The organism is Streptomyces sp. NPDC001406, from assembly GCF_042895285.1.
Classification (GTDB): Bacteria; Actinomycetota; Actinomycetes; order Streptomycetales; family Streptomycetaceae; genus Streptomyces.
The window spans coordinates 13,046-35,590 of sequence record NZ_JBIAWG010000030.1; the positions used below are offsets into that span (position 1 = coordinate 13,046).

Annotated in this window: 19 protein-coding genes and 1 pseudogene; 16 read left to right on the top strand and 4 right to left on the bottom strand. The window is 69.6% G+C overall.

All coding sequences use genetic code 11. The features are described 5' to 3' along the window. Positions 1 to 40 precede the first annotated feature (40 nt). The gene (locus ACFY1J_RS43450; RefSeq protein WP_390710050.1) at positions 41 to 1,393 is read right to left on the bottom strand and encodes a polysialyltransferase family glycosyltransferase; all 1,353 of its coding nucleotides are present in this window, start codon (positions 1,391 to 1,393) and stop codon (positions 41 to 43) included. Beyond that, positions 1,393 to 2,373 (bottom strand): glycosyltransferase family 2 protein, encoded by a 981-nt coding sequence (locus ACFY1J_RS43455; RefSeq protein ID WP_390710049.1) that lies wholly within the window; start codon positions 2,371 to 2,373, stop codon positions 1,393 to 1,395. Before ACFY1J_RS43455 ends, ACFY1J_RS43450 begins: the two co-directional genes overlap by 1 nt. 198 nt (positions 2,374 to 2,571) lie before the next feature. On the opposite strand from ACFY1J_RS43455, the gene ACFY1J_RS43460 reads away from it, so the two are divergent. From ACFY1J_RS43460 to ACFY1J_RS43475, 4 genes are read left to right on the top strand one after another with little or no spacing between them, the layout of a single operon-like run. Further along, positions 2,572 to 3,885 (top strand): DUF6716 putative glycosyltransferase, encoded by a 1,314-nt coding sequence (locus ACFY1J_RS43460; RefSeq protein WP_390733146.1) that lies wholly within the window; start codon positions 2,572 to 2,574, stop codon positions 3,883 to 3,885. Between the two features lie 41 nt (positions 3,886 to 3,926). Further along, positions 3,927 to 5,186: a cytidylyltransferase domain-containing protein gene (locus ACFY1J_RS43465; RefSeq protein WP_390733147.1), complete on the top strand. Its 1,260-nt coding sequence runs from the start codon at positions 3,927 to 3,929 to the stop codon at positions 5,184 to 5,186. Between the two features lie 14 nt (positions 5,187 to 5,200). Further along, positions 5,201 to 6,136 (top strand): N-acetylneuraminate synthase family protein, encoded by a 936-nt coding sequence (locus ACFY1J_RS43470; RefSeq protein ID WP_363293826.1) that lies wholly within the window; start codon positions 5,201 to 5,203, stop codon positions 6,134 to 6,136. Positions 6,137 to 6,195: 59 nt separating this feature from the next. Then, a complete protein-coding gene (locus ACFY1J_RS43475) occupies positions 6,196 to 7,353 on the top strand; it encodes a hypothetical protein (protein WP_390710046.1) in 1,158 nt (385 codons plus the stop codon). 50 nt (positions 7,354 to 7,403) lie between these two features. Here the strand turns inward: ACFY1J_RS43475 and ACFY1J_RS43480 are convergent, their stop codons facing one another. Then, a complete protein-coding gene (locus ACFY1J_RS43480) occupies positions 7,404 to 8,090 on the bottom strand; it encodes a class I SAM-dependent DNA methyltransferase (protein ID WP_390710045.1) in 687 nt (228 codons plus the stop codon). Positions 8,091 to 8,409: 319 nt separating this feature from the next. Between ACFY1J_RS43480 and ACFY1J_RS43485 the strand changes: the two genes are divergently transcribed. The 12 genes and pseudogenes from ACFY1J_RS43485 (at position 8,410) to ACFY1J_RS43540 (ending at position 21,620) form a co-directional block, all read left to right on the top strand. Beyond that, positions 8,410 to 9,639, top strand: a complete 1,230-nt coding sequence (locus ACFY1J_RS43485) for an amidohydrolase (RefSeq protein WP_390710044.1) — start codon at positions 8,410 to 8,412, stop codon at positions 9,637 to 9,639. A gap of 275 nt (positions 9,640 to 9,914) precedes the next feature. After that, entirely contained in the window at positions 9,915 to 10,940 is a 1,026-nt protein-coding gene (locus ACFY1J_RS43490; protein WP_390733148.1) for a BMP family protein, read from the top strand. 248 nt (positions 10,941 to 11,188) lie between these two features. Continuing rightward, entirely contained in the window at positions 11,189 to 12,115 is a 927-nt protein-coding gene (locus ACFY1J_RS43495; protein ID WP_390710042.1) for a radical SAM protein, read from the top strand. Next, positions 12,073 to 13,218, top strand: coding sequence for a methyltransferase domain-containing protein (locus tag ACFY1J_RS43500; RefSeq protein ID WP_390733149.1), 1,146 nt, complete (start codon positions 12,073 to 12,075; stop codon positions 13,216 to 13,218). Before ACFY1J_RS43495 ends, ACFY1J_RS43500 begins: the two co-directional genes overlap by 43 nt. Before the next feature lie 259 nt (positions 13,219 to 13,477). Continuing rightward, entirely contained in the window at positions 13,478 to 14,533 is a 1,056-nt protein-coding gene (locus tag ACFY1J_RS43505; RefSeq protein WP_390710040.1) for a BMP family protein, read from the top strand. Between the two features lie 250 nt (positions 14,534 to 14,783). Then, positions 14,784 to 16,496 carry an ABC transporter ATP-binding protein gene (locus tag ACFY1J_RS43510; RefSeq protein ID WP_390710279.1) on the top strand — a complete coding sequence of 571 codons (1,713 nt, stop codon included), beginning with the start codon at positions 14,784 to 14,786 and terminating at the stop codon, positions 16,494 to 16,496. Further along, positions 16,493 to 17,611, top strand: a complete 1,119-nt coding sequence (locus ACFY1J_RS43515) for an ABC transporter permease (protein ID WP_390710039.1) — start codon at positions 16,493 to 16,495, stop codon at positions 17,609 to 17,611. The genes ACFY1J_RS43510 and ACFY1J_RS43515 overlap by 4 nt, the downstream gene beginning before the upstream one ends. After that, positions 17,611 to 18,873 (top strand): ABC transporter permease, encoded by a 1,263-nt coding sequence (locus tag ACFY1J_RS43520; RefSeq protein ID WP_390733150.1) that lies wholly within the window; start codon positions 17,611 to 17,613, stop codon positions 18,871 to 18,873. Before ACFY1J_RS43515 ends, ACFY1J_RS43520 begins: the two co-directional genes overlap by 1 nt. After that, entirely contained in the window at positions 18,870 to 19,271 is a 402-nt protein-coding gene (locus ACFY1J_RS43525; protein ID WP_390710037.1) for a cytidine deaminase, read from the top strand. Before ACFY1J_RS43520 ends, ACFY1J_RS43525 begins: the two co-directional genes overlap by 4 nt. A 75-nt stretch (positions 19,272 to 19,346) precedes the next feature. After that, positions 19,347 to 20,630, top strand: a complete 1,284-nt coding sequence (locus ACFY1J_RS43530) for a thymidine phosphorylase (protein WP_390710036.1) — start codon at positions 19,347 to 19,349, stop codon at positions 20,628 to 20,630. 94 nt (positions 20,631 to 20,724) lie between these two features. Then, positions 20,725 to 21,218: pseudogene (locus tag ACFY1J_RS43535) on the top strand (Uma2 family endonuclease). Positions 21,219 to 21,233: 15 nt separating this feature from the next. Further along, positions 21,234 to 21,620: an STAS domain-containing protein gene (locus ACFY1J_RS43540; RefSeq protein ID WP_390710035.1), complete on the top strand. Its 387-nt coding sequence runs from the start codon at positions 21,234 to 21,236 to the stop codon at positions 21,618 to 21,620. Here ACFY1J_RS43540 and ACFY1J_RS43545 read toward each other — a convergent pair. Further along, the gene (locus ACFY1J_RS43545; protein WP_390710034.1) at positions 21,504 to 22,517 is read right to left on the bottom strand and encodes a sigma-70 family RNA polymerase sigma factor; all 1,014 of its coding nucleotides are present in this window, start codon (positions 22,515 to 22,517) and stop codon (positions 21,504 to 21,506) included. The two genes, ACFY1J_RS43540 and ACFY1J_RS43545, sit on opposite strands and share 117 nt — an antisense overlap. Positions 22,518 to 22,545: the final 28 nt, after the last annotated feature.

Below are 22,545 nucleotides of genomic sequence, written 5' to 3' on the forward strand. Positions count from 1 at the left end.
CCGATGAGAGGCACGGGGGCGTGGCGGCGGTGGGCCGGGTTCAGCGCTTGGCGCTCTGCCGCAGTGCCCTGGCCCGGCGGGCCAGTCGGCGCACGGTCGCGTTGCGCGGGATGAACGACAGCTGGGCGGGTACGGCGCCCGGCAGGGCCAGCGAGGTGAGCCGGCGGCGTTTGAAGTAGCGCCAGGTGTGCGGGTTGAGATGCCGGGACAGATAGCGCTCGGCGTCCTCGCGCAGCCGCGGGTAGATCTTGGGCTGCATGGCGAAGCCGACCGCCTTGAGCAGCGCGGCCAGCTCGTCCACCCGCTCCGGCGACGGCATCGACCAGTCGGTCACCGCCTTGCGGTCGCCCAGCTCGGGCAGCAGCGCGTCGACGAGGGTGACCGGCACGCGGTTGCTGTTCTGGTACGGCGCCAGACGGGCCAGCACGGCCTCGGTGCCGATGCGGGCGACAGGCAGTCCGTACAGCCCGGCAGCGGTGAACAGGGCGGTGGAGAAACAGCCGACGACCAGGGCGGGGCGCATCAGCTGGAACGCCACCTCGGCGAGCACCGGCCGGTCCAGCACGGTGAGTTCGGCGCCGAGCCGGGCCGCCTCGTCCTCCAGGAGCCGGGACCAGCGGGCGGGGGCGACGGGATGCGGCTTGAAGACCAGCCTGCGATGACCGAGCGCCACGGCACCGCGCACCATCTTCAGATGCAGCTCCTCCTCCTCGGCGTCCCCGAGGATCTCCAGCGCCGAGAGGTACTGGCCGAGCAGCAGGGCGGGCCGCGGGTCGCCGGTGCCGGGCAGGGCGGCCTCCCCGCCGGCGAGTTCCTCCAGCACCTTGAGGAACGCCTCCGCCGGCACCAGCTCGGGCCGCACGTCGAACTCGGTGAGCAGCAGCGGGGTCAGCCCGGGGACGAGGTCGAGGTGGAGCAGGCGGCCGATGCGGGTGCCGACCAGCGGATCGATCTTGTCGCGGGTGGGGCCATAGCTTATGAGGCCGTCGGCGTAGACGTCGACGGGAGCGCCGGTGAACAGCTGGCACAGCGCGAGCGACGGGTTGACCTGCACGGACTCCACGGTCAGCCGGATCTCGTCGTCGCCGAGACCCCACAGCAGCCGTACGTACCGCTCCCACATGGGGATGTCGTCGGCGCGCGGGCCCCAGCCGCTCGGGTGGAACGGGGCGATGGTGTCGTTCCAGGACAGCACCCCGTCGAAGCGCTCGCGCACCCGGGCGAAGCCCGGCATCCGGTCGACCGGGGGCGTGGTCTCCGGGTTGGACGCGTTGTTGGTGACGAGCAGCAGCCGCCGGTCGGCCGGCTCGAACAGTCCGGCGTCGAGAGCCGCGGCCAGGGTCGCGGCTCCGTACAGCGTCGACGCACAGAAAATATGGGTGGTACGGCGCATCAGGCGGCCACCGTCCGGGCGGTCGACGGCCGCCGGCGCAGCCGCCGCAGCCTGCTCGCCCGCTGCGGGTCCATCGTGTCCATTACCTCCGTCAGCAGGTCCTGCGGCAGTCGTTTCAGGGCCGCTGAGCTGAGAGAACGCAATTTTCGAGCCACGGCGGGTTCGAACCTCTCGATCGATCCGAGGTGATGGGCCATGATTGCGCAATAGGTGCGCACTGCTTTCGGCAGCAGCTTATCGGCCTCGGGATCGCGTGAGGTTTCCTCGATTACCTGGTCGAACGCGCGAATGAAATCGAGTTGTCGCACGTCACCGATTTGAGTGAGCGAGGAGGCGACACCGCGACGGTAGTACACGCCGAGCAGACCCACCGCGGCGAAGGATTCCGCCTCCCGGTGCAGCTTCCAGATCCAGGGCCGGTCCTCCGCCGTGCGCAGCCCGTGGGTGAAGTGCAGCAGCCCGCGGTCGATCAGCCGGCGGTGGTAGACGCCCGCCCACGCGTACGCGTAGTCGACGGAGGTGGACCGGTCGGCGGGCAGGATCGCCCCGCGCGGGTCCATCACCACACCCCGGCGGCCGTGCGGCACCCGGTGGATCGCGCGTGCCCTGGCCGTGCACTGCACATGGTCCGTGCGCACGAAGTCGCAGCCCAGCTCCTCGATGGCGGCGACCAGCTGCGGATAGTAGCCGGGGGCGAGCCAGTCGTCGCCGTCCAGGAACGTCAGATACTCGCCGCGTGCCCGGTCGATCCCGGTGTTGCGCGCGGTGGCCAGCCCTCCGTTCTGCTCATGTCTGACCAGCACGGCGCCGGGCAGCTCCCGCTCCGCGCGTTCGAGAATGTCCGGCGTCCCGTCGCGCGAGCAGTCGTCGACGAGAATGAATTCGAAGTCCTCACGCGCGTTCGCACGCAGGCTCTTCAGCGTGTCCGGCGCGTATTGCTGGACGTTGTAGAACGGCACGATGACCGAGAGCTTCACCACGCGGTTGACGTTAGAGGGCGGCCCGTCATTCGTTCTGGCCGTCTCCTTGATGTCAGGTGAACTGCTGGTGGCGAAGCTGTGAACCGGGCTGTTTTGCTGTGCCTTCCCGGCCCGATTCGCCATTCGTCGATGTGCTGTTAACCGTTTGTTGCATTCGGGTTGGGCAGAACCTAGGAATGGCTTCCTAGCGTCTTCGACGTGCCAGCAAGTGCAACGAACTCCCTCAGGGTCGCCGTTCTCGCGGATTCCGACACCCGGTGGAAATGGGGCGCGCTCACCGCGCAACGCGCCATTCCCGCCGAATCGGACATCCGGCTCGACGGCTATCTCCTGCGGGGCCGTGCCACCCCGACCGCCCGCCAGCTGCAGGAAGTCGGCGTCCACGCGGACTCGCTCCGCGAGGTGACCGCCGTGGAATTCCTGCGCGCGATGCGTGCGGAGTCGTACGACGTCCTCGTCCTCGCCCTCGTCGGCGGCGCCGTACAGGCGATGCTGCACGGGCTGCGGCGGGTCTGGGACGGCGCCGCGAAGCGACCCGTCGTCGTCACCGGCTATGTCGGTGTCGTCTACGAGAAGCTCGCGGACGGGCTGCTGCTGCGCCACGGCGCGGACCTCGTCCTCGCCAACTCCCGCCAGGACGCGGACCGGTTCCGGGCCGTGTACGAGGGAGTGGGCGCCGACGCCTCCTCGGTGACCGAGGTCGCCCTGCCGTTCCTCGGCGGGGAGCCCTACACCGGCGAACACGACCCGTACACCGTCGTGTTCGCGGCTCAGCCCTCGGTCCCCGACAGCCGCAAGGACCGTACGTACCTGCTGAACCGGCTGATCGAGCACGCCCGCAAGCACCCCGAGCGCGAGGTGCTGCTCAAGCTGCGCTCCAAGCCGGGCGAGCACACCACGCACATCGAGGAGCTCCCCTACCAGAAGCTGGCGCAGGGCCAGGACCTGCCCGCCAACTTCCGTCTGGTGTACGGGCACATGGGCGAGGTCCTCGACCGCACCGACCTGCTCGTCACGGTCAGCTCGACGGCCGCGCTGGAGGCCCTGCACCGCCGGATCCCCACCGTGATCCTCACCGACCTCGGCGTCCGCGAGGTGCTCGGCAACCACCACTTCGTCGGCTCCGGCTGCCTCGCCTCCTGGGACCAGCTCGATGCCGGCCACCGGCCGGCGCCCGACGAGGAGTGGGTCGCCCGGCAGGGCGTCGCCGCCGACGGGTCGTACGGCACCGCCTTCGACCCGGCGCGCGAGCGCATCGCCGAGCTGCTCGGCCGGCCCGGCGGCCTGCCGCCCCTGAACCCCTACTACACGACCGAGACCGCGCCCGGCTATCTGCCGGGGATTCTCGCCCGCCACCACCTCGGCCCCGACGGCTCCCCGCTGCCCGGGGCGCCCGCCGCCGACAAGGCGCCGGGACCGGTCCGCCAGATCGTGCGCCGTGCGGCGCGCGGCGCCTACCGCCACGGCGTCCAGCGGGTGGCACCCGTGATCCGACGAATGGGAGAGCTGTGAGCGACCGGATCCCGCGTCAAGCGTCCGAAGGAACAGAGCCGATGTCCCACCCCGAAGCGGCCGTTGTGCGCCGTGTGCTCGCTGTGATTCCCGCGCGTGGCGGCTCCAAGGGAGTGCCCGCGAAGAACCTCGCCCCTGTCGGCGGAGTCCCGCTGGTCGCCCGCGCCGTGCGCGAGTGCCGGGCCTCCCGTCTGGTGACCGACGTCGTCGTATCCACCGACGACCAGGCGATCGCGGCGGCGGCCCGGCAGGCGGGGGCGGAGGTCGTCCTCCGTCCGGCCGCCATCGCCGGTGACACCGCCACCTCCGAGGCCGCCGTCCTGCATGCCATGGACGCCCACGAGGCGCTGCACGGCACCCCGGTCGACGTCGTCCTGCTGGTCCAGTGCACCAGCCCGTTCATCGTCCGCGAGGACATCGACGGCGTGGCCGGAGCGGTCGTCGAGAACGGTGCCGACACGGCCGTGACCGTGGCCCCCTTCCACGGCTTCATCTGGCGGGACGGGGCGGACGCGCCGGTGCCGGTTCCGGTCACCGGGGAGGCCGACGGGGTTTCCGTGGGCGGCTACGGCGTCAACCACGACAAGTCCTTCCGCCCCCGCCGCCAGGACCGCCCCCAGGACCTGCTGGAGACCGGCGCCGCCTACGCCATGGAGGCCCAGGGCTTCCGTGAGCACCAGCACCGCTTCTTCGGCCACACCGAGCTCGTACGCACCGACCCCGCGCGCGTGCTGGAGATCGACGACCCGCACGATCTCGCCCGCGCCCGCGCCCTGGCCCCGCTCTTCGACGCGGACCGCCCCGGCGCCCTCCCCACCTACGACGACATCGACGCCGTAGTCCTCGACTTCGACGGCACCCAGACCGACGACAGGGTGCTGATCGACTCCGACGGACGGGAGTTCGTCTCCGTGCACCGCGGGGACGGACTCGGCATCGCCGCGCTGCGCAAGAGCGGCCTGAAGATGCTGATCCTGTCCACGGAACAGAACCCGGTCGTCGCCGCCCGGGCCCGGAAGCTGCAGATCCCGGTGCTCCACGGCATCGACCGGAAGGACCTCGCACTCAAGCAGTGGTGCGAGGAGCAGGGCATCGCGCCCGAGCGCGTGCTCTACGTCGGCAACGACGTCAATGACCTCCCGTGCTTCGCCCTGGTGGGCTGGCCCGTGGCGGTCGCGAGCGCCCACGACGTCGTGCGCGGCGCCGCACGCGCGGTCACCACCGTCCCCGGTGGCGACGGCGCCATCCGAGAGATCGCCAGCTGGATCCTCAGCCCCTCTCTCGATTCCCTCACCAAGTAAGGACACCCCCTGTCATGAGCAACTCCCGCATCCGCCAGTTCGGTTCCCGCACTGCCGGCCCCGGCCACCCCGTCTACATCTGCGGCGAGATCGGCATCAACCACAACGGTGAGCTGGAGAACGCTTTCAAGCTGATCGACGTGGCCGCCGAGGCCGGCTGTGACGCCGTGAAGTTCCAGAAGCGCACGCCGGAGATCTGCACCCCGCGCGACCAGTGGGACATCGAGCGCGACACCCCCTGGGGCCGGATGACCTACATCGACTACCGCCACCGCGTGGAGTTCGGTGAGGACGAGTACCGCCAGATCGACGAGTACTGCAAGGAGAAGGGGATCGACTGGTTCGCCTCCCCGTGGGACACCGAGGCCGTCGCCTTCCTGGAGAAGTTCGACGTCCCCGCCCACAAGGTGGCCTCCGCCTCCCTGACGGACGACGAGCTGCTGCGCGCCCTGCGCGCCACGGGCCGCACGGTCATCCTCTCCAGCGGCATGTCCACCCCGAAGCAGATCCGCCACGCGGTCGAGGTCCTGGGCAGCGACAACATCCTTCTCTGCCACGCCACCTCGACGTACCCGGCGAAGGCCGAGGAGCTCAACCTCCGCGTCATCAACACCCTGCAGGACGAGTACCCGAACGTGCCGATCGGCTACTCCGGCCACGAGACCGGTCTGCAGACCACGCTGGCCGCCGTCGCCCTCGGCGCCACCTTCGTCGAGCGCCACATCACCCTCGACCGCGCCATGTGGGGCTCCGACCAGGCCGCCTCCGTGGAGCCGCAGGGCCTCACGCGCCTCGTCCGCGACATCCGCACCATCGAGGCCTCCCTCGGTGACGGCGTCAAGAAGGTCTACGACTCCGAGCTCGGCCCGATGAAGAAGCTGCGCCGTGTCGCCGGCGTCGTCGCCGAGGCGGAGATCGCGGCCGCGGCGGGCGAGCCGGTCGCGGTCTGAGCAACCCGAACACCGACAACGCCATACACCACGCCTTACGACGGGACGGTCCGACGGCGATGAGCCCCCGCGCCGGGAACACCGGCACCACCCCCCGCACTCTCGCGTTCGTGGAGAGCCCGGTACAGCTGCTGAACGTGCTGGAGTGGGCGCACGTCCACGCCCTGCGAGGGGCGGGAGAGGCCGGCGCGGGGTCGCTGCCGTCCGTGCCGTCCCAGGTGAGGCGGTCCGCCGACGGCGGACCGCCGCCGGCGGGCGCGGAGCTCACCGTCGTCGTGCTGTCCCCGACCGACCCCATGACCCGGGGCCAGCTGCGCCGTATGGCCGACCTGGCCCGGGACGAGGGGTACCAGGTCCGCTGGGAGGAGGCGCGGGGCGGTACGACCGCGCCCTTCCACACGATCGGCGGGCTCGCCGGGGCACTGCGCCGGGCGGACCGCATCGTCATGGGAGACCCGTTCTCCCGCTATGTACAGCTGCTGCTGACGATCACCCGGGCCAAGGACCTGGTGGTGGTCGACGACGGCACGGCGACGATGGAGTTCGTCGCCCAGCTCGCCCGTGGCGAGCGTCTGGTCCGCTGGCACCGCAAGGGCGGCCGCCCCGGCCCGCGCGACCTCCTCTTCGCCCCCGTGTCGTCCTCGGCCCGGCGCCGGCTGACCCCCAGCGGCAAGCGCCGGGTGGAGGTCTTCTCCTCGATGCCGATGGAGGAGACCCCGCAGGGCGTCACGGTCACCGCGAACGACTTCGGCTGGACCCGGGCCCGCTTCGGCCCGCCGCGCATCACCAAGGGCGCGGACATGGTGGGCACGTCCCTGGTCGAGACCGGGGTGGTGGACGGGGACCGCTATCTGGAGGCGGTGCGCAGCCTGGCCAAGGCCCACGGGGCCCTGCGGTACTTCGCCCATCGCCGCGAGAGCGCGGACAAACTGCACCGGCTCGCCGCCGCGACGGGACTGGAGATCGTCCGCCCCGACCTCCCGCTGGAGCTGATCGCCCGGCGCGGGCCGATCGGGCGGACGATCCTCAGCTTCCCGTCCACGGTCGTCCACACCCTCCCCCTCGCCCTCGTCGGCACGGGAGTACGGGTCGCCGTGTGCGACATCGACCCGGCCTGGCTGACGGAGAACGCCTCACCCCGGGCCCAGGGCTTCCTGTCCGGGGTGACGGGCACGGCCCGCGACGTCCACCGCCTGGCGGCGGTGAGCGCGGTCTGACGCCGGTCCGACGCCGCTGTGACCCCGGTCAGGTCCGGGTCTGGCGCCGGTCACGCCGGGGGCTGACCCCGGCGTTCGAGCCGGTCGGCCGGGGCCTTGCGGGCCAGGACGAAGCCGCGGGGGAGTTTTTCCTCGTCCAGGGGTTCGCGCACGGTTCGGGCGAATGGGTGCAGGCCCGCCTCGGTCAGCAGGGCGGCGACCGTGTCCGGGGTGCGCCAGTGGTAGTCGAGGCTGATCTCGTGGCCGAAGCGCTCCGTGAGGTGCAGGCCGTCGCCGTCGCCGTACTGGAAGGCCAGCAGGACGTGGCCGCCGGGGACGAGGGTGCGGTGGAACTCCGCGAACGTCGCTGGCAGGTGCTCGTCGGGCACGTGGATGATCGAGTAGAGGGCGGCGATCCCGGCGAGCGTGGCGTCCGGGAGGTCCAGGGACGTCAGCGAGCCCACGTGGAAGCGCAGCTGCGGGTGCGCCTCGCGGGCCAGGGCGGTCATCTGGGGCGAGATGTCGACCCCGAAGGTCGGCACCCCGAGGTCGTGCAGACGGGCGGTGATGTGGCCCGGGCCGCTGCCGAGGTCGGCGACGGGCGCGGGGGCCGCGGCTCTGGCCAGCTCGGCGAAGGCGGTGAGCATGGCCCGGTCCACGGGGCGGTCCGCGAGGTGGTCCGGGTAGCGGTCCGAGTACTCCTTGGCGATGGCGTCGTAGGAGGAGCGGGTGGCCTGGATGAAGTCCGGTTCCGTCACGTCGGCGCACGTTACCGGCGCGGCCGCCGGGCCGTCCCGCGCTTCTCCCGGTCCGGTGGGTGGACAGCTCCAGCCGTGCTCGGGCGGGGCGTGGTATCCGTGGAGGAAAAGGGACGAGGAAGGGTTCAGGGGTGCGGCCGGGGTCGCGCGCCGTGGAATTTCGTGATCGACTTGGCTTGAAGTCGGACGAGTTTACCCATCTCCGTCGATAGCTATGCGTCCGGTGGTCAGATTTTCTTCCCCTAACGGGTTGAACTTTTGTTGATCGAGGGTCAGTTGACCGTCCGGGCGTCCTACCCTTCAGAGGGTGAACCAATTGATGTCCCGAGAGTCCGAGGCCGATCTGCCCGGTGATGTGCTGCCCGGCGTGCTGAGCGAAGCGCTGTACGACGAACTCGTAGCGTTCCGGCGCGACCTGCACATGCACCCCGAGCTGGGCAACCAGGAGTTCCGCACCACCGCCGCGATCAAGGAGCGGCTGGAGAAGGCCGGGCTCAGCCCCCGCGTCCTCGCCGTCGGAACCGGGCTCGTATGCGACATCGGCGTGGCGGAGGCGGGCGGCGGCGACGGCGGCGGCATCTTCGCCCTGCGGGCCGACATCGACGGCCTGCCCATCCCGGACACGAAGAGCGACTGCCCGTACCGCTCCACCGTGCCCGACCGGGCCCACGCCTGCGGACACGACGTGCACACGGCCGTGGTGCTGGGCGCCGGGCTCGTCCTCGCCGAGCTGCACCGGCAGGGCCGGCTGCCCCGGCCCGTGCGGCTGATCTTCCAGCCCGCCGAGGAGGTGCTGCCCGGCGGTGCCACCGACATCATCGAGTGCGGGGTGCTGGACGGGGTGCGGCGCATCATCGCCGTGCACTGCGATCCCCGGGTGGACGTCGGGAAGGTCGGCCTGCGGCACGGCGCCATCACCAGCGCCTGCGACCGGCTGGAGGTCGCGCTGGACGGCCCCGGCGGGCACACCGCCCGGCCGCATCTGAGCACCGACCTGGTCACCGCCGCCGCCCGCGTCGCCATCGACGTGCCCGCGCTCGTCGCCCGGCGCGTGGACAGCAGGAGCGGGCTCGCCGTGACCTGGGGACGGATCGAGTCGGGACACGCGCCGAACGTGATCCCGCAGCACGCGGAGCTCTCGGGCACCGTGCGCTGTCTGGACATGGAGGCCTGGCGGCAGGCGCCCGACATCGTGCACGCGGCGATCGACGAGGTCGCGACCATGCACCGGGCGAAGTCGGAGATCAACTATGTGCGGGGGGTCCCGCCGGTGGTCAACGATCCCGTCGTGACCGAACTGCTGCGGGACGCGATGGTCGCGCGGCGCGGCCCGGAGTCGGTCGAGGGGACCGAGCAGAGCCTCGGCGGGGAGGACTTCTCCTGGTATCTGGAGCATGTGCCCGGAGCCCTGGCACGGCTCGGGGTGCGCACCCCCGGCGAGCGCACGGTGCGTGACCTGCACCAGGGCGACTTCGACGTCGACGAGTACGCCATCGTGGTCGGCGTGGAGCTGTTCACCGCCGCCGCGCTGCTCGACGCCGCGCAGTAGCGACCGGAGGGCGGAGGGGTGCCCTATTGGTACCTCTTCGCCTCTTTGTGTCACCCTGTTGTAACCGCCGGATTCCAGCTGTAACCCGGAGTCGGCACGAATCGATAACGGCCCGGAGAAACCCCGTTCCCCTCGCCTTCTACGCGCGTTACTGTGCGCCGAAATCGCCACCTGAGGCGGCACATTGGGGAAGCGGGCCGGCGACGGTGCCGTGGGGATGAAGGGTGCTTGCTGTGCGTCTGAACTCTCGGAGGACCAGGTTCTCCCAAGCTGCGGTGACCGTCGCGGTCGTCGCCCTCGCGGCCGCCGGGTGCGGCAAGTCCAGCAGTGATTCCACGAGCACGTCCGAGAGCGGCAAGTACTCGGGCAAGGGCATAGGGCTCGCCTACGACATCGGCGGCAAGGGCGACCAGTCCTTCAACGACGCCGCCTACTCCGGCTTCCAGAAGGCGGACACCGAGTTCAAGATCGGCGGCCGGGACGTCGAGCCGAGCGACAACGAGACCGACGCGGACAAGGTGCAGCGCCTGGAGCAGCTGGCCAAGTCGGGTTACAACCCGATCATCGGCGTCGGCTTCGTCTACGCGCCGGCCGTCAAGGAGGTGTCGGCGAAGTACCCGAAGATCACCTTCGGCATCATCGACGACAACAGCATCACGTCGAAGAACGTCGCCGACATGGTGTTCCACGAGGAGCAGTCCTCGTACCTGGCCGGTGTCGCGGCCGCCAAGGCCACCAAGAAGAACCACGTCGGCTTCATCGGCGGTGTGGACATCCCGCTGATCCACAAGTTCGAGGCGGGCTTCATCCAGGGTGCGCAGTCGGTCAACCCGAAGATCAAGATCGAGGAGCAGTACCTGACCCAGACCCCGCAGGAGGGTGGCTTCTCCAGCCCGGACAAGGGTGAGAACGCCGCCAACGGCCAGATCGACTCGGGCGCCGATGTGATCTACGCCGCCGCGGGCCTGTCCGGCCAGGGTGTCATCAAGGCCGCCGCCGAGCACAAGATCTGGGCGATCGGCGTGGACTCCGACCAGTACAAGCAGGACGCGCTGGCCAAGTACAAGGACTACATCCTCGGCTCCGCCCTCAAGAACGTCGGCGGCGCGGTGTACGACCTCACCAAGTCCGTCGTCAACGGCAAGCCCCTGACGGGCGAGGTCCGCGGCGACCTCAAGTCGGGTGGCGTGGGCTTCGCCGACTCCAACCCGAAGTACCAGGCGATGAAGGACGTCGTCACCGCCGTGGACAAGGCCAAGCAGGACATCATCGACGGCAAGGTCACCGTCAAGACGCAGTGAGTCTCCGACCGCTGACCAGGAAGCCCCGGTCGGCTTGGTGAATTCCAGGGGTCGTTGCAACACAAGTGATCAACTGGCTGTGGCCAGGAGTTTGGCGAGGCGCTCGGCTGGGGTTTCCCAGCCGAGCGTTTTGCGTGGGCGGCCGTTCAGCTCAGCAGGGCTTTAGTCGCTGCATTCGTGCGTGACGGTCTGGCAGCCGACCGGCCCGACAAGTTCCGAACACCCGTCAAGCGGAAGGAAGTTGCGCCGTGACCACCGTTCTTGAACCGCCCGCCGCATCCCCGCTCGCCGGTATCCGCTCTCTTGAGCTGGAGATCACCGGTAAGTGTCAGCTCACCTGCACGCACTGTCTGTCAGAGTCCAGCCCGCAAGCGAGCCACGGCACGATGACGCCCGCCGACTGGCGCGCGGTCATCACGGATGCTGCCGCACTCGGCATCCGTACCATTCAACTCATCGGCGGTGAGCCGACCGTTCACCCGCACTGGCGGGAGTTCACGGAACTCGGGCTCTCGCTCGGGATGCACGTAGAGATCTACAGCAACCTGTTTCACGTCGCCCCCGACTGGTGGGACGTGTTCACCCGCGAGGGCGTGACGCTCGGGACGAGCTACTACAGCAACGACCCCGCCGAACACGACAAGATCACCGGGCGTGAGGGCAGCTACGTTCGTACCAGGTGCCACATCCGCGAGGCAGTCAACCGAGGGGTCACGGTTCGCGCCGGAATCGTGGACATCCTGCCGGGGCAGCGCGTTGCCGAAGCACGTACCGAGCTGGAATCCATGGGCGTGAAGCACATCAACACGGACCGGGTGCGCGCCGTGGGCCGTGCCGCTCTGCCGGGACAGTCGACGACGTTGGACGAGATGTGTGGCCGGTGCACCCGCGGACGCGCTGCCATCCTCCCGAACGGAGACCTTGCCGGGTGCGTGCTCTCGCGCGACTTCCCGGCGGGCAACGTCCGGGAAACCCCCCTCGCCGATCTGTTCGGCGGAGCGGCGTGGGCGGAACTGGCCGCGAGCGTCCCCCGCTGCGTGCGAACGCGTGCACACCCAACGACTCCGGTGACTGTGACCCCGCCAACACGGAAGCCTGTGACCCCGCGTACTGACCTGAAAGGCTCGACAACATGGATTGGGAGAACAAGGCACACGCTCTCGCGGATCAGGTGACCGACCCGGATTCACGATGGCTCGCCCCCGTGGCGCGCGTCGCGCGTCACCAACTTGTCCCGCGCTGGTGGGACGTGGACGACTCGGAACGATGGGTACTGCGAGACGGGCCAAGCGACCCGGAAGCGTGGGCGGAAGCCGCCTATGCGGACCGCTCGCTGATCACTCGGGTGGGCACGCTGCACGCCGACCGGGCCGAGCCTGACGCCCAGCCCGAGGGACAGCCCACATCCTCCGCCACGTTGCCGAGCTTGATCGTACGGATGCTGCGGCACGGCCGACTCGGCGAGGGGCTGTCTCTGCTGGATTTGGGGACGGGCGCCGGCGGGCTCACGGCATACGCCTGTCACCGGTTTGGAGACGCGTACGTGACGAGTCTGGACGTGGACGCCTACCTAGTCAGCGTGGCAGGCGAACGGCTTGCATCCATGGGCTATCACCCGAAGATGATCACGGCGGACGCCACCGAACACGTGCCGGGATCGTACGAGCGGATCGTGTCGACAGTGGCACTGTCTCCGGGGCCGGGGCTCCGGGCAGTCCTCGGCGCGCTGGAACTCGGCGGGCGGATCGCAACGACGCTTGCGCGCACTTCCCTGATCATCACCGGATGGAAGCATCCGAACGGGGATGTGGTCGGGCAGGTGGAGCGGGATATGGCGGGCTTCATGATCACCCGGTCCGGCGACGACTACCCGCCCGCCCTTGCCGAGTTGTTCGCTCTCGCCCACGACGCGGACGGGGAGCAGACGAGCACCGGCCGCTACCCCGTGGTGGACGTGGCCAATGCATGGGAACTCCGTTCGATGCTGGAAGTAGCCGCGCCCGGCGTCGAACTCGGCTACGCGACCAGCGGGCGACAGAGGACTGCCTACCTGGTGCACTCCGATGGTTCATGGGCACGCGCGTCCGCCCATTGGACCGACCCGCCCGAGGTGCACCAGAGCGGCCCCCAGCGGCTTTGGGATGCGTTGGAACGCATCCGGAACCGACTGAATGCCGAGGGCGCGTTGCCGCTCCTCGGTGCGCAAGTCCGCATCACGCCCGATGGCGTGTGCCATCTATCCCGCGGCCGGTGGCACGTCTCCATGGGCGCTCTGTAAAGCCCGGCACACCGCAGTCACGAGCCGCCCCCTACAACCAGCCCCTCGGGACGAGACGGCACCGTGGAAAAGGTCACACCCGGAGGTGGATCTTGACCGCTGAACAGCACTGATACGTGACACCGGCGAAGCTGGCCGGAAAGTTCAAAACGGTCGGATAACACTCTGGCAAGGTGGGGTTCTCTCGCCGGTCTACGCGCGTTACGCTGCGGCGGAACCAGCGCCTGGTATGGGCGCTTGCACAAAGGAGTCACGTTCCATGCGCCGGGTGTCCCGTATCGCGATCGCAGGCGCCGCAACCGCGGCCCTCGCCGTCACCATGTCCGCTTGTGGCAGCAGCTCGACCAGCTCCTCCTCCTCTTCCGCTGACGGCGCCAAGAGCAAGGGCATCGGTCTGGCCTACGACATCGGTGGCAAGGGCGACCAGTCCTTCAACGACGCCGCCTACGCCGGTTTCGAGAAGGCGCAGACGGAGTTCAAGATCGGCGGCCGGGACGTCGAGCCCAGCGACAACGAGACCGACGCGGACAAGGTGCAGCGCCTGGAGCAGCTCGCCAAGTCGGGCTACAACCCGATCATCGGCGTCGGCTATGTGTACGCGCCGGCCGTCAAGGAGGTCGCGGCCAAGTACCCGAAGATCACCTTCGGTGTCATCGACGACAACACCATCACGTCGAAGAACGTCGCCGACATGGTGTTCCACGAGGAGCAGTCCTCCTACCTCGCCGGTGTCGCGGCCGCCAAGGCCACCAAGAAGAACCACGTCGGCTTCATCGGCGGTGTGGACATCCCGCTGATCCACAAGTTCGAGGCCGGCTTCATCCAGGGCGCTCAGTCGGTCAACCCGAAGATCAAGATCGAGAAGCAGTACCTGACCCAGACCCCGCAGGAGGGTGGCTTCTCCAGCCCCGACAAGGGTGAGAACGCCGCCAAGGGTCAGATCGACTCGGGCGCCGACGTGATCTACGCCGCCGCCGGTCTGTCCGGCCAGGGCGTCATCAAGGCCGCCGCCGAGCACAAGATCTGGGCGATCGGCGTGGACTCCGACCAGTACAAGCAGGACGCGCTGGCGAAGTACAAGAACTACATCCTGACCTCGGCCCTCAAGAACGTCGAGGGTGCGGTGTACGACCTCACCAAGTCCGTCGTCGACAAGAAGCCCCTGTCGGGCGAGGTCCGCGGCGACCTCAAGTCGGGTGGCGTGGGCATCGCCGACTCCAACCCCGCCTTCAAGAACAACGCGGACATCCAGGCCGCGATCAAGAAGGCCGAAGCGGGCATCAAGAACGGCACCATCGTGGTGAAGACCTCCTGACGGGAGTGTCGTAGGCCTGTCGTAGGCATGGCCAAAAGAGCGCTGTAATGGCAGCGTTACGGCCGCGGAACGGGGCACGGGAAGGATCGGCCCTGGCGTCAACCGCCAGGGCCGCCCGCGCCCCGTTCGCGCGGCAGAATGCTCGGAACGGATCGAGTCGGGTACGAAACGAGATCGGTCAGGTCCGGGCACTATTTAAAGCAGGGGCGCTACGCGCGTAGAGCGGCCCCTTTCCCGAGGAGAGTGCGCCATCGACGCGTCCAGCAGCCCTCCGCTCACCGCAGAGTCGACAGTCGCGGTCGAGCTGGCGGGGATCACCAAGCGATTCCCCGGTGTCGTTGCCAACCACGACATCCACCTGACTGTCCGAAAGGGCACCGTCCACGCCCTCGTCGGCGAGAACGGCGCCGGCAAGTCGACTCTGATGAAGATCCTCTACGGCATGCAGAAGCCGGACGAGGGCACCATCGCGATCAACGGCGAGCAGGTCACCTTCTCGTCGCCCGCCGACGCCATCGTCCGGGGCATCGGCATGGTCCACCAGCACTTCATGCTGGCCGACAACCTGACCGTCCTGGAGAACGTGGTGCTGGGCAGCGAGAAGCTGTACGGCATCGGCGGCGGCGCCCGCAAGAAGATCAAGGAGCTGTCCGACCGCTACGGCCTCGGTGTCCGCCCCGACGTCCTCGTCGAGGACCTCGGCGTCGCCGACCGCCAGCGCGTCGAGATCCTCAAGGTCCTCTACCGCGGTGCCACGACCCTGATCCTCGACGAGCCGACCGCCGTACTCGTCCCGCAGGAGGTCGACGCGCTCTTCGACAACCTGCGTGAGCTCAAGGCCGAGGGCCTCTCCGTCATCTTCATCTCGCACAAGCTGGGCGAGGTGCTCTCCGTGGCCGACGACATCACCGTCATCCGCCGCGGTACGACGGTCGGTACGGCGATCCCCTCCGAGACCACCTCGCGCCAGCTCGCCGAGATGATGGTCGGCAGCGAGCTGCCCACCCCGGAGACCGCCGAGTCGACGGTGACCGACCGGGCCGTCATCGAGGTCAGGGGACTCACCGTGTACGCCCGCGGCGGCGCCTCCCTCGGGGAGGCCGGCGCGCAGCCCGAGACCGCCACGGTCGGCTCGGCCGGCGCAGCGGCGGGCGCCGACGTCCTCACCGAGGCCACCACCCCCGGCCAGGCCAAGCGCGCCCTCGACGACGTCACCTTCACCATCCACGCCGGTGAGGTCATGGGCATCGCCGGTGTCGAGGGCAACGGCCAGACCGAGCTCATCGACGCGCTGATCGGCCTGAAGAACGCCGACTCCGGCTCCGTCCACTTCCTCGGCGAGGACATCACCGCCTGGTCCACCCGCAAGCGCCGTGAGTCGGGCGTCGGCTACATCCCCGAGGACCGCCACCGCCAGGGCCTGCTCCTCGAGGCCCCGCTGTGGGAGAACCGCATCCTCGGCCATGTCACCGAGCGGCCCAACGCCAAGGGCTTCTGGCTGGACCCCAAGGGCGCCCAGGCCGACACCCGCCGGATCGTCGAGGAGTTCGACGTCCGCACCCCGGGCATCGACGTCACCGCGGCCTCCCTGTCCGGCGGCAACCAGCAGAAGCTGATCGTCGGCCGCGAGATGAGCCACGACCCCAAGTTCCTGATCGCCGCCCACCCCACCCGCGGTGTGGACGTCGGCGCCCAGGCGCAGATCTGGGACCGCATCCGGGAGGCCCGCCGCGAGGGCCTGGCCGTGCTGCTGATCTCCGCCGACCTGGACGAGCTGATCGGCCTGTCGGACACCCTACGCGTGATCTACGACGGCAGGCTGGTCGCGGATGCCGACCCCGCCACCATCACGCCGGAGGAGCTGGGCTCGGCCATGACGGGCGCCGCGTCCGGCCACCTGGAACACGTAGACACCGCCACAGAAGACGAGGCAGACGCCGGTCCGGAGGACGAGGCCCGATGAAGAAGTTCGACAAGGAGCGCATGCTCCTCGCGGTGGCCGGCCCGGTCATCGCGCTCGTCCTCGCGATCGTGCTGACCTCGGTCGTCCTGATCGCCTCGGGCAAGAACCCGGTCGAGCCGTACACGCTGATGCTGGAGCAGCTGCCGTACTCGGACGTCCAGGTCCTGATCATCAACCAGGCGTCGCTGTACTACATCGCCGCCATCGGTGTCGCCCTCGGCTTCCGGATGAACCTGTTCAACATCGGCGTCGACGGCCAGTACCGCCTCGCCGCGGTGATGACCGCCATCGTCGGCGCGCACCTCGCCCTGCCGGGCTTCCTCCAGGTCCCGGTGCTGCTGCTGGTCGCCATGTGCACCGGCGCCTTCTGGGCCGGCATCGCGGGCGTCCTGAAGGTCACCCGGGGCGTCAGCGAGGTCGTCGCGACGATCATGCTGAACGCGATCGCCACCAGCGTGATCGGCTACGTCACCCTCACCAGCGTGTGGGGCGTGCAGGTCGGCAACAACGCGACCACCGGCGTCATGCACAAGTCCGGCTGGGTCCCCGGTATCAACCTGGGCTCCGACGTCGGTGAGATCTACGGCCTGGTCTTCCTCGCGGTGCTGCTGGGCGTCCTGTACTGGCTGGTCCTCAACCGCACCCGCTTCGGCTTCGACCTGCGCGCCACCGGCGCCTCCGAGACCGCCGCCGCGGCCTCCGGCGTCAGCGCCAAGCGCATGGTGCTGGTCTCCATGCTGATCTCCGGCGCGGTCGCGGGCCTGGCCGGTCTGCCGCTGCTGCTCGGCGAGAGCCACACCTACAGCCTGAGCTTCCCGACGGGCCTCGGCTTCACCGCCATCGGCATCGCCCTGCTCGGCCGCAACAACCCGGGCGGCATCGCGTTCGCCGCCCTCCTGTGGGCCTTCCTCGACAAGGCCTCGCCCGCCCTCGACTACGCGACCCCGGAGGCGTACCCGAAGGAGATCGCCACGATCATGCAGGGCCTGATCGTCTTCGCGGTCGTCATCTCCTACGAGTTCGTCCGCCAGTGGGGTCTGCGCCGTCAGCAGAGCCGGGTCGGCGCCGAGCTGGCCGCCGCCGCCCGCAACACCAACAAGGAGGTGGCGGCCTGATGAGCACCGCGACCATCGCCAAGCCGCAGGCGAAGCGGCCCGCCCCGGGAAGCCGCCGTGTCTCGCTCCCGGTACTCCTGCTGATCATCGCGGGCGTGCTGGTCCTGACCTCCGCCGTCCGCCTCATCACCGGCGCCGACGGCATCACCTCGACCGGCCAGATGTCCACCGCGCTGCGCCTCGCCGTGCCGATCGGCCTCGCCGGTCTCGGCGGCCTGTGGTCGGAGCGCTCCGGCGTCGTCAACATCGGCCTCGAGGGCATGATGATCCTCGGCACCTGGTTCGGCGCCTGGGCCGGCTACCAGTGGGGCCCGTGGGCCGGTGTCGTCCTCGGTGTCGTCGGCGGTGCCCTCGGTGCCGTGCTGCACGCCATCGCCACGGTGACCTTCAACGTCAACCACATCGTCTCCGGTGTGGCCCTGAACATCCTGGCCCTCGGCACCACCCGCTATCTGTCGAAGTTCACCTTCGAGAACGCCCCGCAGGGCTCCTCCAAGCAGTCCCCGCCGATCGACTCGCTGGGCTCCTTCGACATCCCGGGCCTGTCCGACTGGCTGAACACGCTCAACGAGAAGCACTGGTTCGTGATCTCGGACATCGCCGGCCTGGTCGGCGGTCTGGTCACCGACCTGTCGCCGCTCACCGTCATCGCGGTCGCCCTCGTCCCGGTCACCTGGTGGGTGCTGTGGCGCACCGCCTTCGGTCTGCGGCTGCGCTCCTGCGGCGAGAACCCGGTGGCGGCCGAGTCCCTCGGTGTCAACGTCTACAAGTACAAGTACATCGCGGTGATCATCTCGGGTGCCTTCGCCGGCCTCGGCGGTGCTTTCCTGTCCATCGTGGCCTCGAACGTGTACCTGGACGGCCAGACGGCCGGCCGCGGTTACATCGGTCTCGCCGCGATGATCTTCGGTAACTGGATGCCGGGCGGCCTGGCCCTCGGCGCGGGGCTGTTCGGCTACACCGACAGCCTCAACCTGCGCGGCGGTACGGTGAACGTGCACGCGCTGATCCTGCTGCTCGCGATCCTGCTGGTGTTCGGCGCGGCGTACCTGGCCTGGAAGAAGAGGTTCGTCCCGGCCGTCGTCACCGTCGTGATCTCGGCGCTGATGTTCCTCTGGTACGCCACCACGAACGAGGTTCCGCGTCAGCTCGTCACGGCGACGCCGTACGTCGTCACCCTGCTGGTGCTCTCGCTGTCCGCGCAGAGCCTGCGGATGCCGAAGGCGGACGGCCTGCCGTACCGGAAGGGACAGGGCAAGTGACCTCGGCCGCCGACTTCGACTGGGAGGCGCTGCGTGCGGAGGCCCGCGAGGCGATGTCCCACGCGTACGCCCCGTACTCCGGCTTCCAGGTCGGTGTCGCGGCCCTGGTCGACGACGGGCGCATCGTCACCGGCTGCAACGTCGAGAACGCCTCGTACGGCATCAGCCTGTGCGCCGAGTGCGGGCTGGTGTCCCGGCTCGTGCGCACGGGCGGCGGCCGGCTGACGCACTTCACCTGTGTGGACGGCACGGGTGGCCTGCTCGTCCCGTGCGGCCGCTGCCGCCAACTGCTGTACGAGTTCGGCGGGCCCGGCCTGCTGGTGGACACCCCGGAGGGCGTGCTGCCGCTCTCCGCGATGCTCCCGCAGGCCTTCGGCCCGGACCATCTCAGCAAGTAACTCCACCGCGGCCCCTCCGAACAGATCCGATCGGAGGGGCCGCGTGTTTCGCACCTCCCGGAAGGAACGCACGCCATGGCCATGGACGCCATCTCCGTCATCCGCACCAAGCGGGACCGCGGTGAGCTCAGCGACGAGCAGATCGACTGGGTCATCGACGCGTACACGCGTGGCGAGGTCGCCGACGAGCAGATGTCGTCGCTCGCGATGGCCATCCTGCTCAACGGCATGAACCGCCGTGAGATCGCCCGCTGGACGGCGGCGATGATCGCCTCCGGCGAGCGCATGGACTTCTCGTCCCTGTCCCGTCCGACCGCGGACAAGCACTCCACGGGCGGCGTCGGCGACAAGATCACGCTCCCGCTGGCACCCCTCGTGGCGGCCTGCGGCGCGGCCGTCCCGCAGTTGTCGGGCCGGGGCCTCGGCCACACCGGCGGCACGCTGGACAAGCTGGAGTCGATCCCGGGCTGGCGCGCGCTGCTCTCCAACGAGGAGATGCTGCACGTCCTCGACACCACCGGCGCGGTGATCTGCGCGGCCGGCGACGGCCTCGCGCCCGCCGACAAGAAGCTGTACGCCCTGCGCGACGTCACCGGCACGGTCGAGGCGATCCCGCTGATCGCCTCCTCGATCATGTCGAAGAAGATCGCCGAGGGCACCGGCTCACTGGTCCTGGACGTGAAGGTCGGCACGGGCGCCTTCATGAAGACGATCGAGGACGCGCGCGAACTCGCCTCCACGATGGTGGGCCTGGGCACCGACCACGGCGTGAAGACGGTCGCCCTCCTCACGGACATGTCCACCCCGCTCGGCCTCACGGCGGGCAACGCCCTGGAGGTCCGTGAGTCGGTCGAGGTCCTGGCGGGCGGCGGCCCGGCGGACGTGGTCGAGCTGACGATCGCGCTCGCCCGCGAGATGCTCGACGCCGCCGGCGTGAAGGACGCGGACCCGGCGAAGGCCCTGGCCGACGGCTCGGCGATGGACGTCTGGCGCCGCATGATCGCGGCCCAGGGCGGCGACCCGGACGCCACGCTGCCCACGTCGAAGGAACAGCACGTGGTGAAGGCGGGCGCCTCGGGCATCCTGACCCGCCTCGACGCCTACGACATCGGCATCGCCGCCTGGCGCCTCGGCGCGGGCCGCGCCCGCAAGGAGGACCCGGTGCAGGCGGGCGCGGGCATCGAAATGCACGCCAAGCCCGGCGACACGGTGACGGAGGGCCAGCCCCTCCTGACCCTGCACACCGACACCCCCGAGCGCTTCGACTACGCGCTCCAGGCGGTGGAGGGCTCGTACGACATCGCGACCCCCGGCACGGAGTTCTCGGCGACCCCGGTGGTGCTGGAACGTATCGCCTGACCTGGTGTTTCCTCTTTCGGGCGAACGGGATCGGTGGACCCCCACCGGTCCCGTTCGGCATGCTGGGATCGGTGACGCACCGATAGGAGACGCCATGAGCGCACTCACCGTCAGCCAGGACCCCGAGCAGAGCTGGGACGACCTCGTCCGGTTCTGGGAGGAGATGGAATGGCCCGAGGGCAGCAAGGTGGAGATCATCGAGGGGATCATCACCGTGTCACCTGCTCCCGCGTACCGCCACAACGTGATCGCGGAACGCATCCAGCGTCGCCTCTACTCACGGTGCAGGAACGCCCGGAGGCGGACTCCCACATCCCGGCCGCCCTGGCCGAACTGGTCGTCGAGGTGACCTCCAAGTCCAACGCCCGCCACGACCGCGTCAGCAAGCCCGCTGCCTATGCCACCGCGGGCATCCCGCTCTACCTCCTTGTCGACCGCTGGGCCCCCGATGGCCCCACCGTGACGCTCTACGGAGAGCCCAAGGGCGACGTCTCCCGCCCACTGAGCACCGCCAAGTTCGGCGAGGCCATCAAGCTCCCCGCTCCCTTCGACCTCGTCATCGACACCAGCGAATTCCCGGCCGAGTAGGCCTCACCGCACCCGATGAGTTACGGGCGTCCACCCGGTCTACAGCACGTGGACGCCAAGACACCCGCTGTACTCGTGCTGCCCGGCCCCGTCGCAAAGGACGAGGTGAGCGGGCTCTGTGACGACGTGCGGGCGCTGCTGGAGGGCACCGGAGTCGGGGTCGTCGTATGTGATGTGGGTGGGCTCGGGCCGCCCGGGCTCGGGGTTGTCGATCTGCTTGCCCGGCTGGAGCTGGCCGCGCGGCGGACCGGGGGGCGGATACGGCTGCGGGATGCCGATCCGGCGCTATACGCCCTCCTCGACCTCGTCGGGCTCCGCTTCGAGGTGGAGGGGCAGGCCGAACAGCGGGAACCAGCGCTTCGTGTCGAGGAAGAAGTGGAACCCGGTCAGTCGGCCGTCTGATATTTCCAGGACCTGGATGGACCAAGGGGTGAAGCCGCCCGCGTCCGGGTCCGGCTTGTACTGGGCGAAGCCGGGCAGGCCGTTGACCTCGACCGGCAGCAGCCGGGAGCCCGCGCAGGCGGAGCCCAGGGTCGTCATGAAGCCCGTGATGTCGTCGTGCCCGGTCAGCCACAGGTCGAACGGCGGCATCGTCATGACGGCGTCGTCGTGCAGCAGCGCCGTCAGCGCCGTCATGTCGTACCCCTCGAACGCCTTCACATAGCGCTCCAGGAGCCTTTGCTGCTCCTCGTCCAGCGGGTCCGACACCACCGCCCCGCCGCCCCTGTCCTCCCGCTCCGCGAGCGTCGCCCGCGCCCGCTGCAGCGCGCTGTTGACCGAGGCCACCGTGGTGCCCAGCAGCTCGGCGACCTCGCTCGCCCTCCAGGCCAGCACCTCGCGCAGGATCAGCACCGCCCGCTGCTTGGGCGGCAGGTGCTGCAGGGCCGCCATGAAGGCGAGCCGGATCGACTCCTTGGCGACCGCCGCCTCCGCCGGGTCGCCGACCGTGGGCAGCACCCGGGCGTCCGGCACCGGCTCCAGCCAGGTGTTGTCCGGGCGGGGGGAGAGGGCCGCCTGGGCCAGGGGCGTCGAGTCCGACAGATCCACCGGCCTCGCCCGCTTGTTGCCCGCCGTCAGCATGTCCAGACAGACGTTCGTCGCGATCCGGTACAGCCACGAGCGGAGGCTGGAGCGGCCCTCGAACTTGTCGTAGCTCCGCCAGGCCCGGACCAGGGTGTCCTGCACCGCGTCCTCGGCCTCGAAGGCGGAGCCGAGCATGCGGTAGCAGTAGCCGGTCAGCTCGGTGCGGTGCTTCTCCAGTGCGATGTCGAGGTCCGTCGTCGCCGTGCCGTTGCCCATCGTCCACCCACCCCTGTGGCCTTTCCTG

What these genes read in the sequence shown, in the direction of transcription:
- ACFY1J_RS43450 (WP_390710050.1), bottom strand. Translation starts at nt 1,393, where the DNA reads ATGCGCCGTACCACCCATATTTTCTGTGCGTCGACGCTGTACGGAGCC.
- ACFY1J_RS43465 (WP_390733147.1), top strand. Translation starts at nt 3,927, where the DNA reads ATGTCCCACCCCGAAGCGGCCGTTGTGCGCCGTGTGCTCGCTGTGATT.
- ACFY1J_RS43470 (WP_363293826.1), top strand. Translation starts at nt 5,201, where the DNA reads ATGAGCAACTCCCGCATCCGCCAGTTCGGTTCCCGCACTGCCGGCCCC.
- ACFY1J_RS43475 (WP_390710046.1), top strand. Translation starts at nt 6,196, where the DNA reads ATGAGCCCCCGCGCCGGGAACACCGGCACCACCCCCCGCACTCTCGCG.
- ACFY1J_RS43485 (WP_390710044.1), top strand. Translation starts at nt 8,410, where the DNA reads ATGTCCCGAGAGTCCGAGGCCGATCTGCCCGGTGATGTGCTGCCCGGC.
- ACFY1J_RS43500 (WP_390733149.1), top strand. Translation starts at nt 12,073, where the DNA reads ATGGATTGGGAGAACAAGGCACACGCTCTCGCGGATCAGGTGACCGAC.
- ACFY1J_RS43505 (WP_390710040.1), top strand. Translation starts at nt 13,478, where the DNA reads ATGCGCCGGGTGTCCCGTATCGCGATCGCAGGCGCCGCAACCGCGGCC.
- ACFY1J_RS43515 (WP_390710039.1), top strand. Translation starts at nt 16,493, where the DNA reads ATGAAGAAGTTCGACAAGGAGCGCATGCTCCTCGCGGTGGCCGGCCCG.
- ACFY1J_RS43520 (WP_390733150.1), top strand. Translation starts at nt 17,611, where the DNA reads ATGAGCACCGCGACCATCGCCAAGCCGCAGGCGAAGCGGCCCGCCCCG.
- ACFY1J_RS43530 (WP_390710036.1), top strand. Translation starts at nt 19,347, where the DNA reads ATGGCCATGGACGCCATCTCCGTCATCCGCACCAAGCGGGACCGCGGT.
- ACFY1J_RS43540 (WP_390710035.1), top strand. Translation starts at nt 21,234, where the DNA reads ATGAGTTACGGGCGTCCACCCGGTCTACAGCACGTGGACGCCAAGACA.
- ACFY1J_RS43545 (WP_390710034.1), bottom strand. Translation starts at nt 22,517, where the DNA reads ATGGGCAACGGCACGGCGACGACGGACCTCGACATCGCACTGGAGAAG.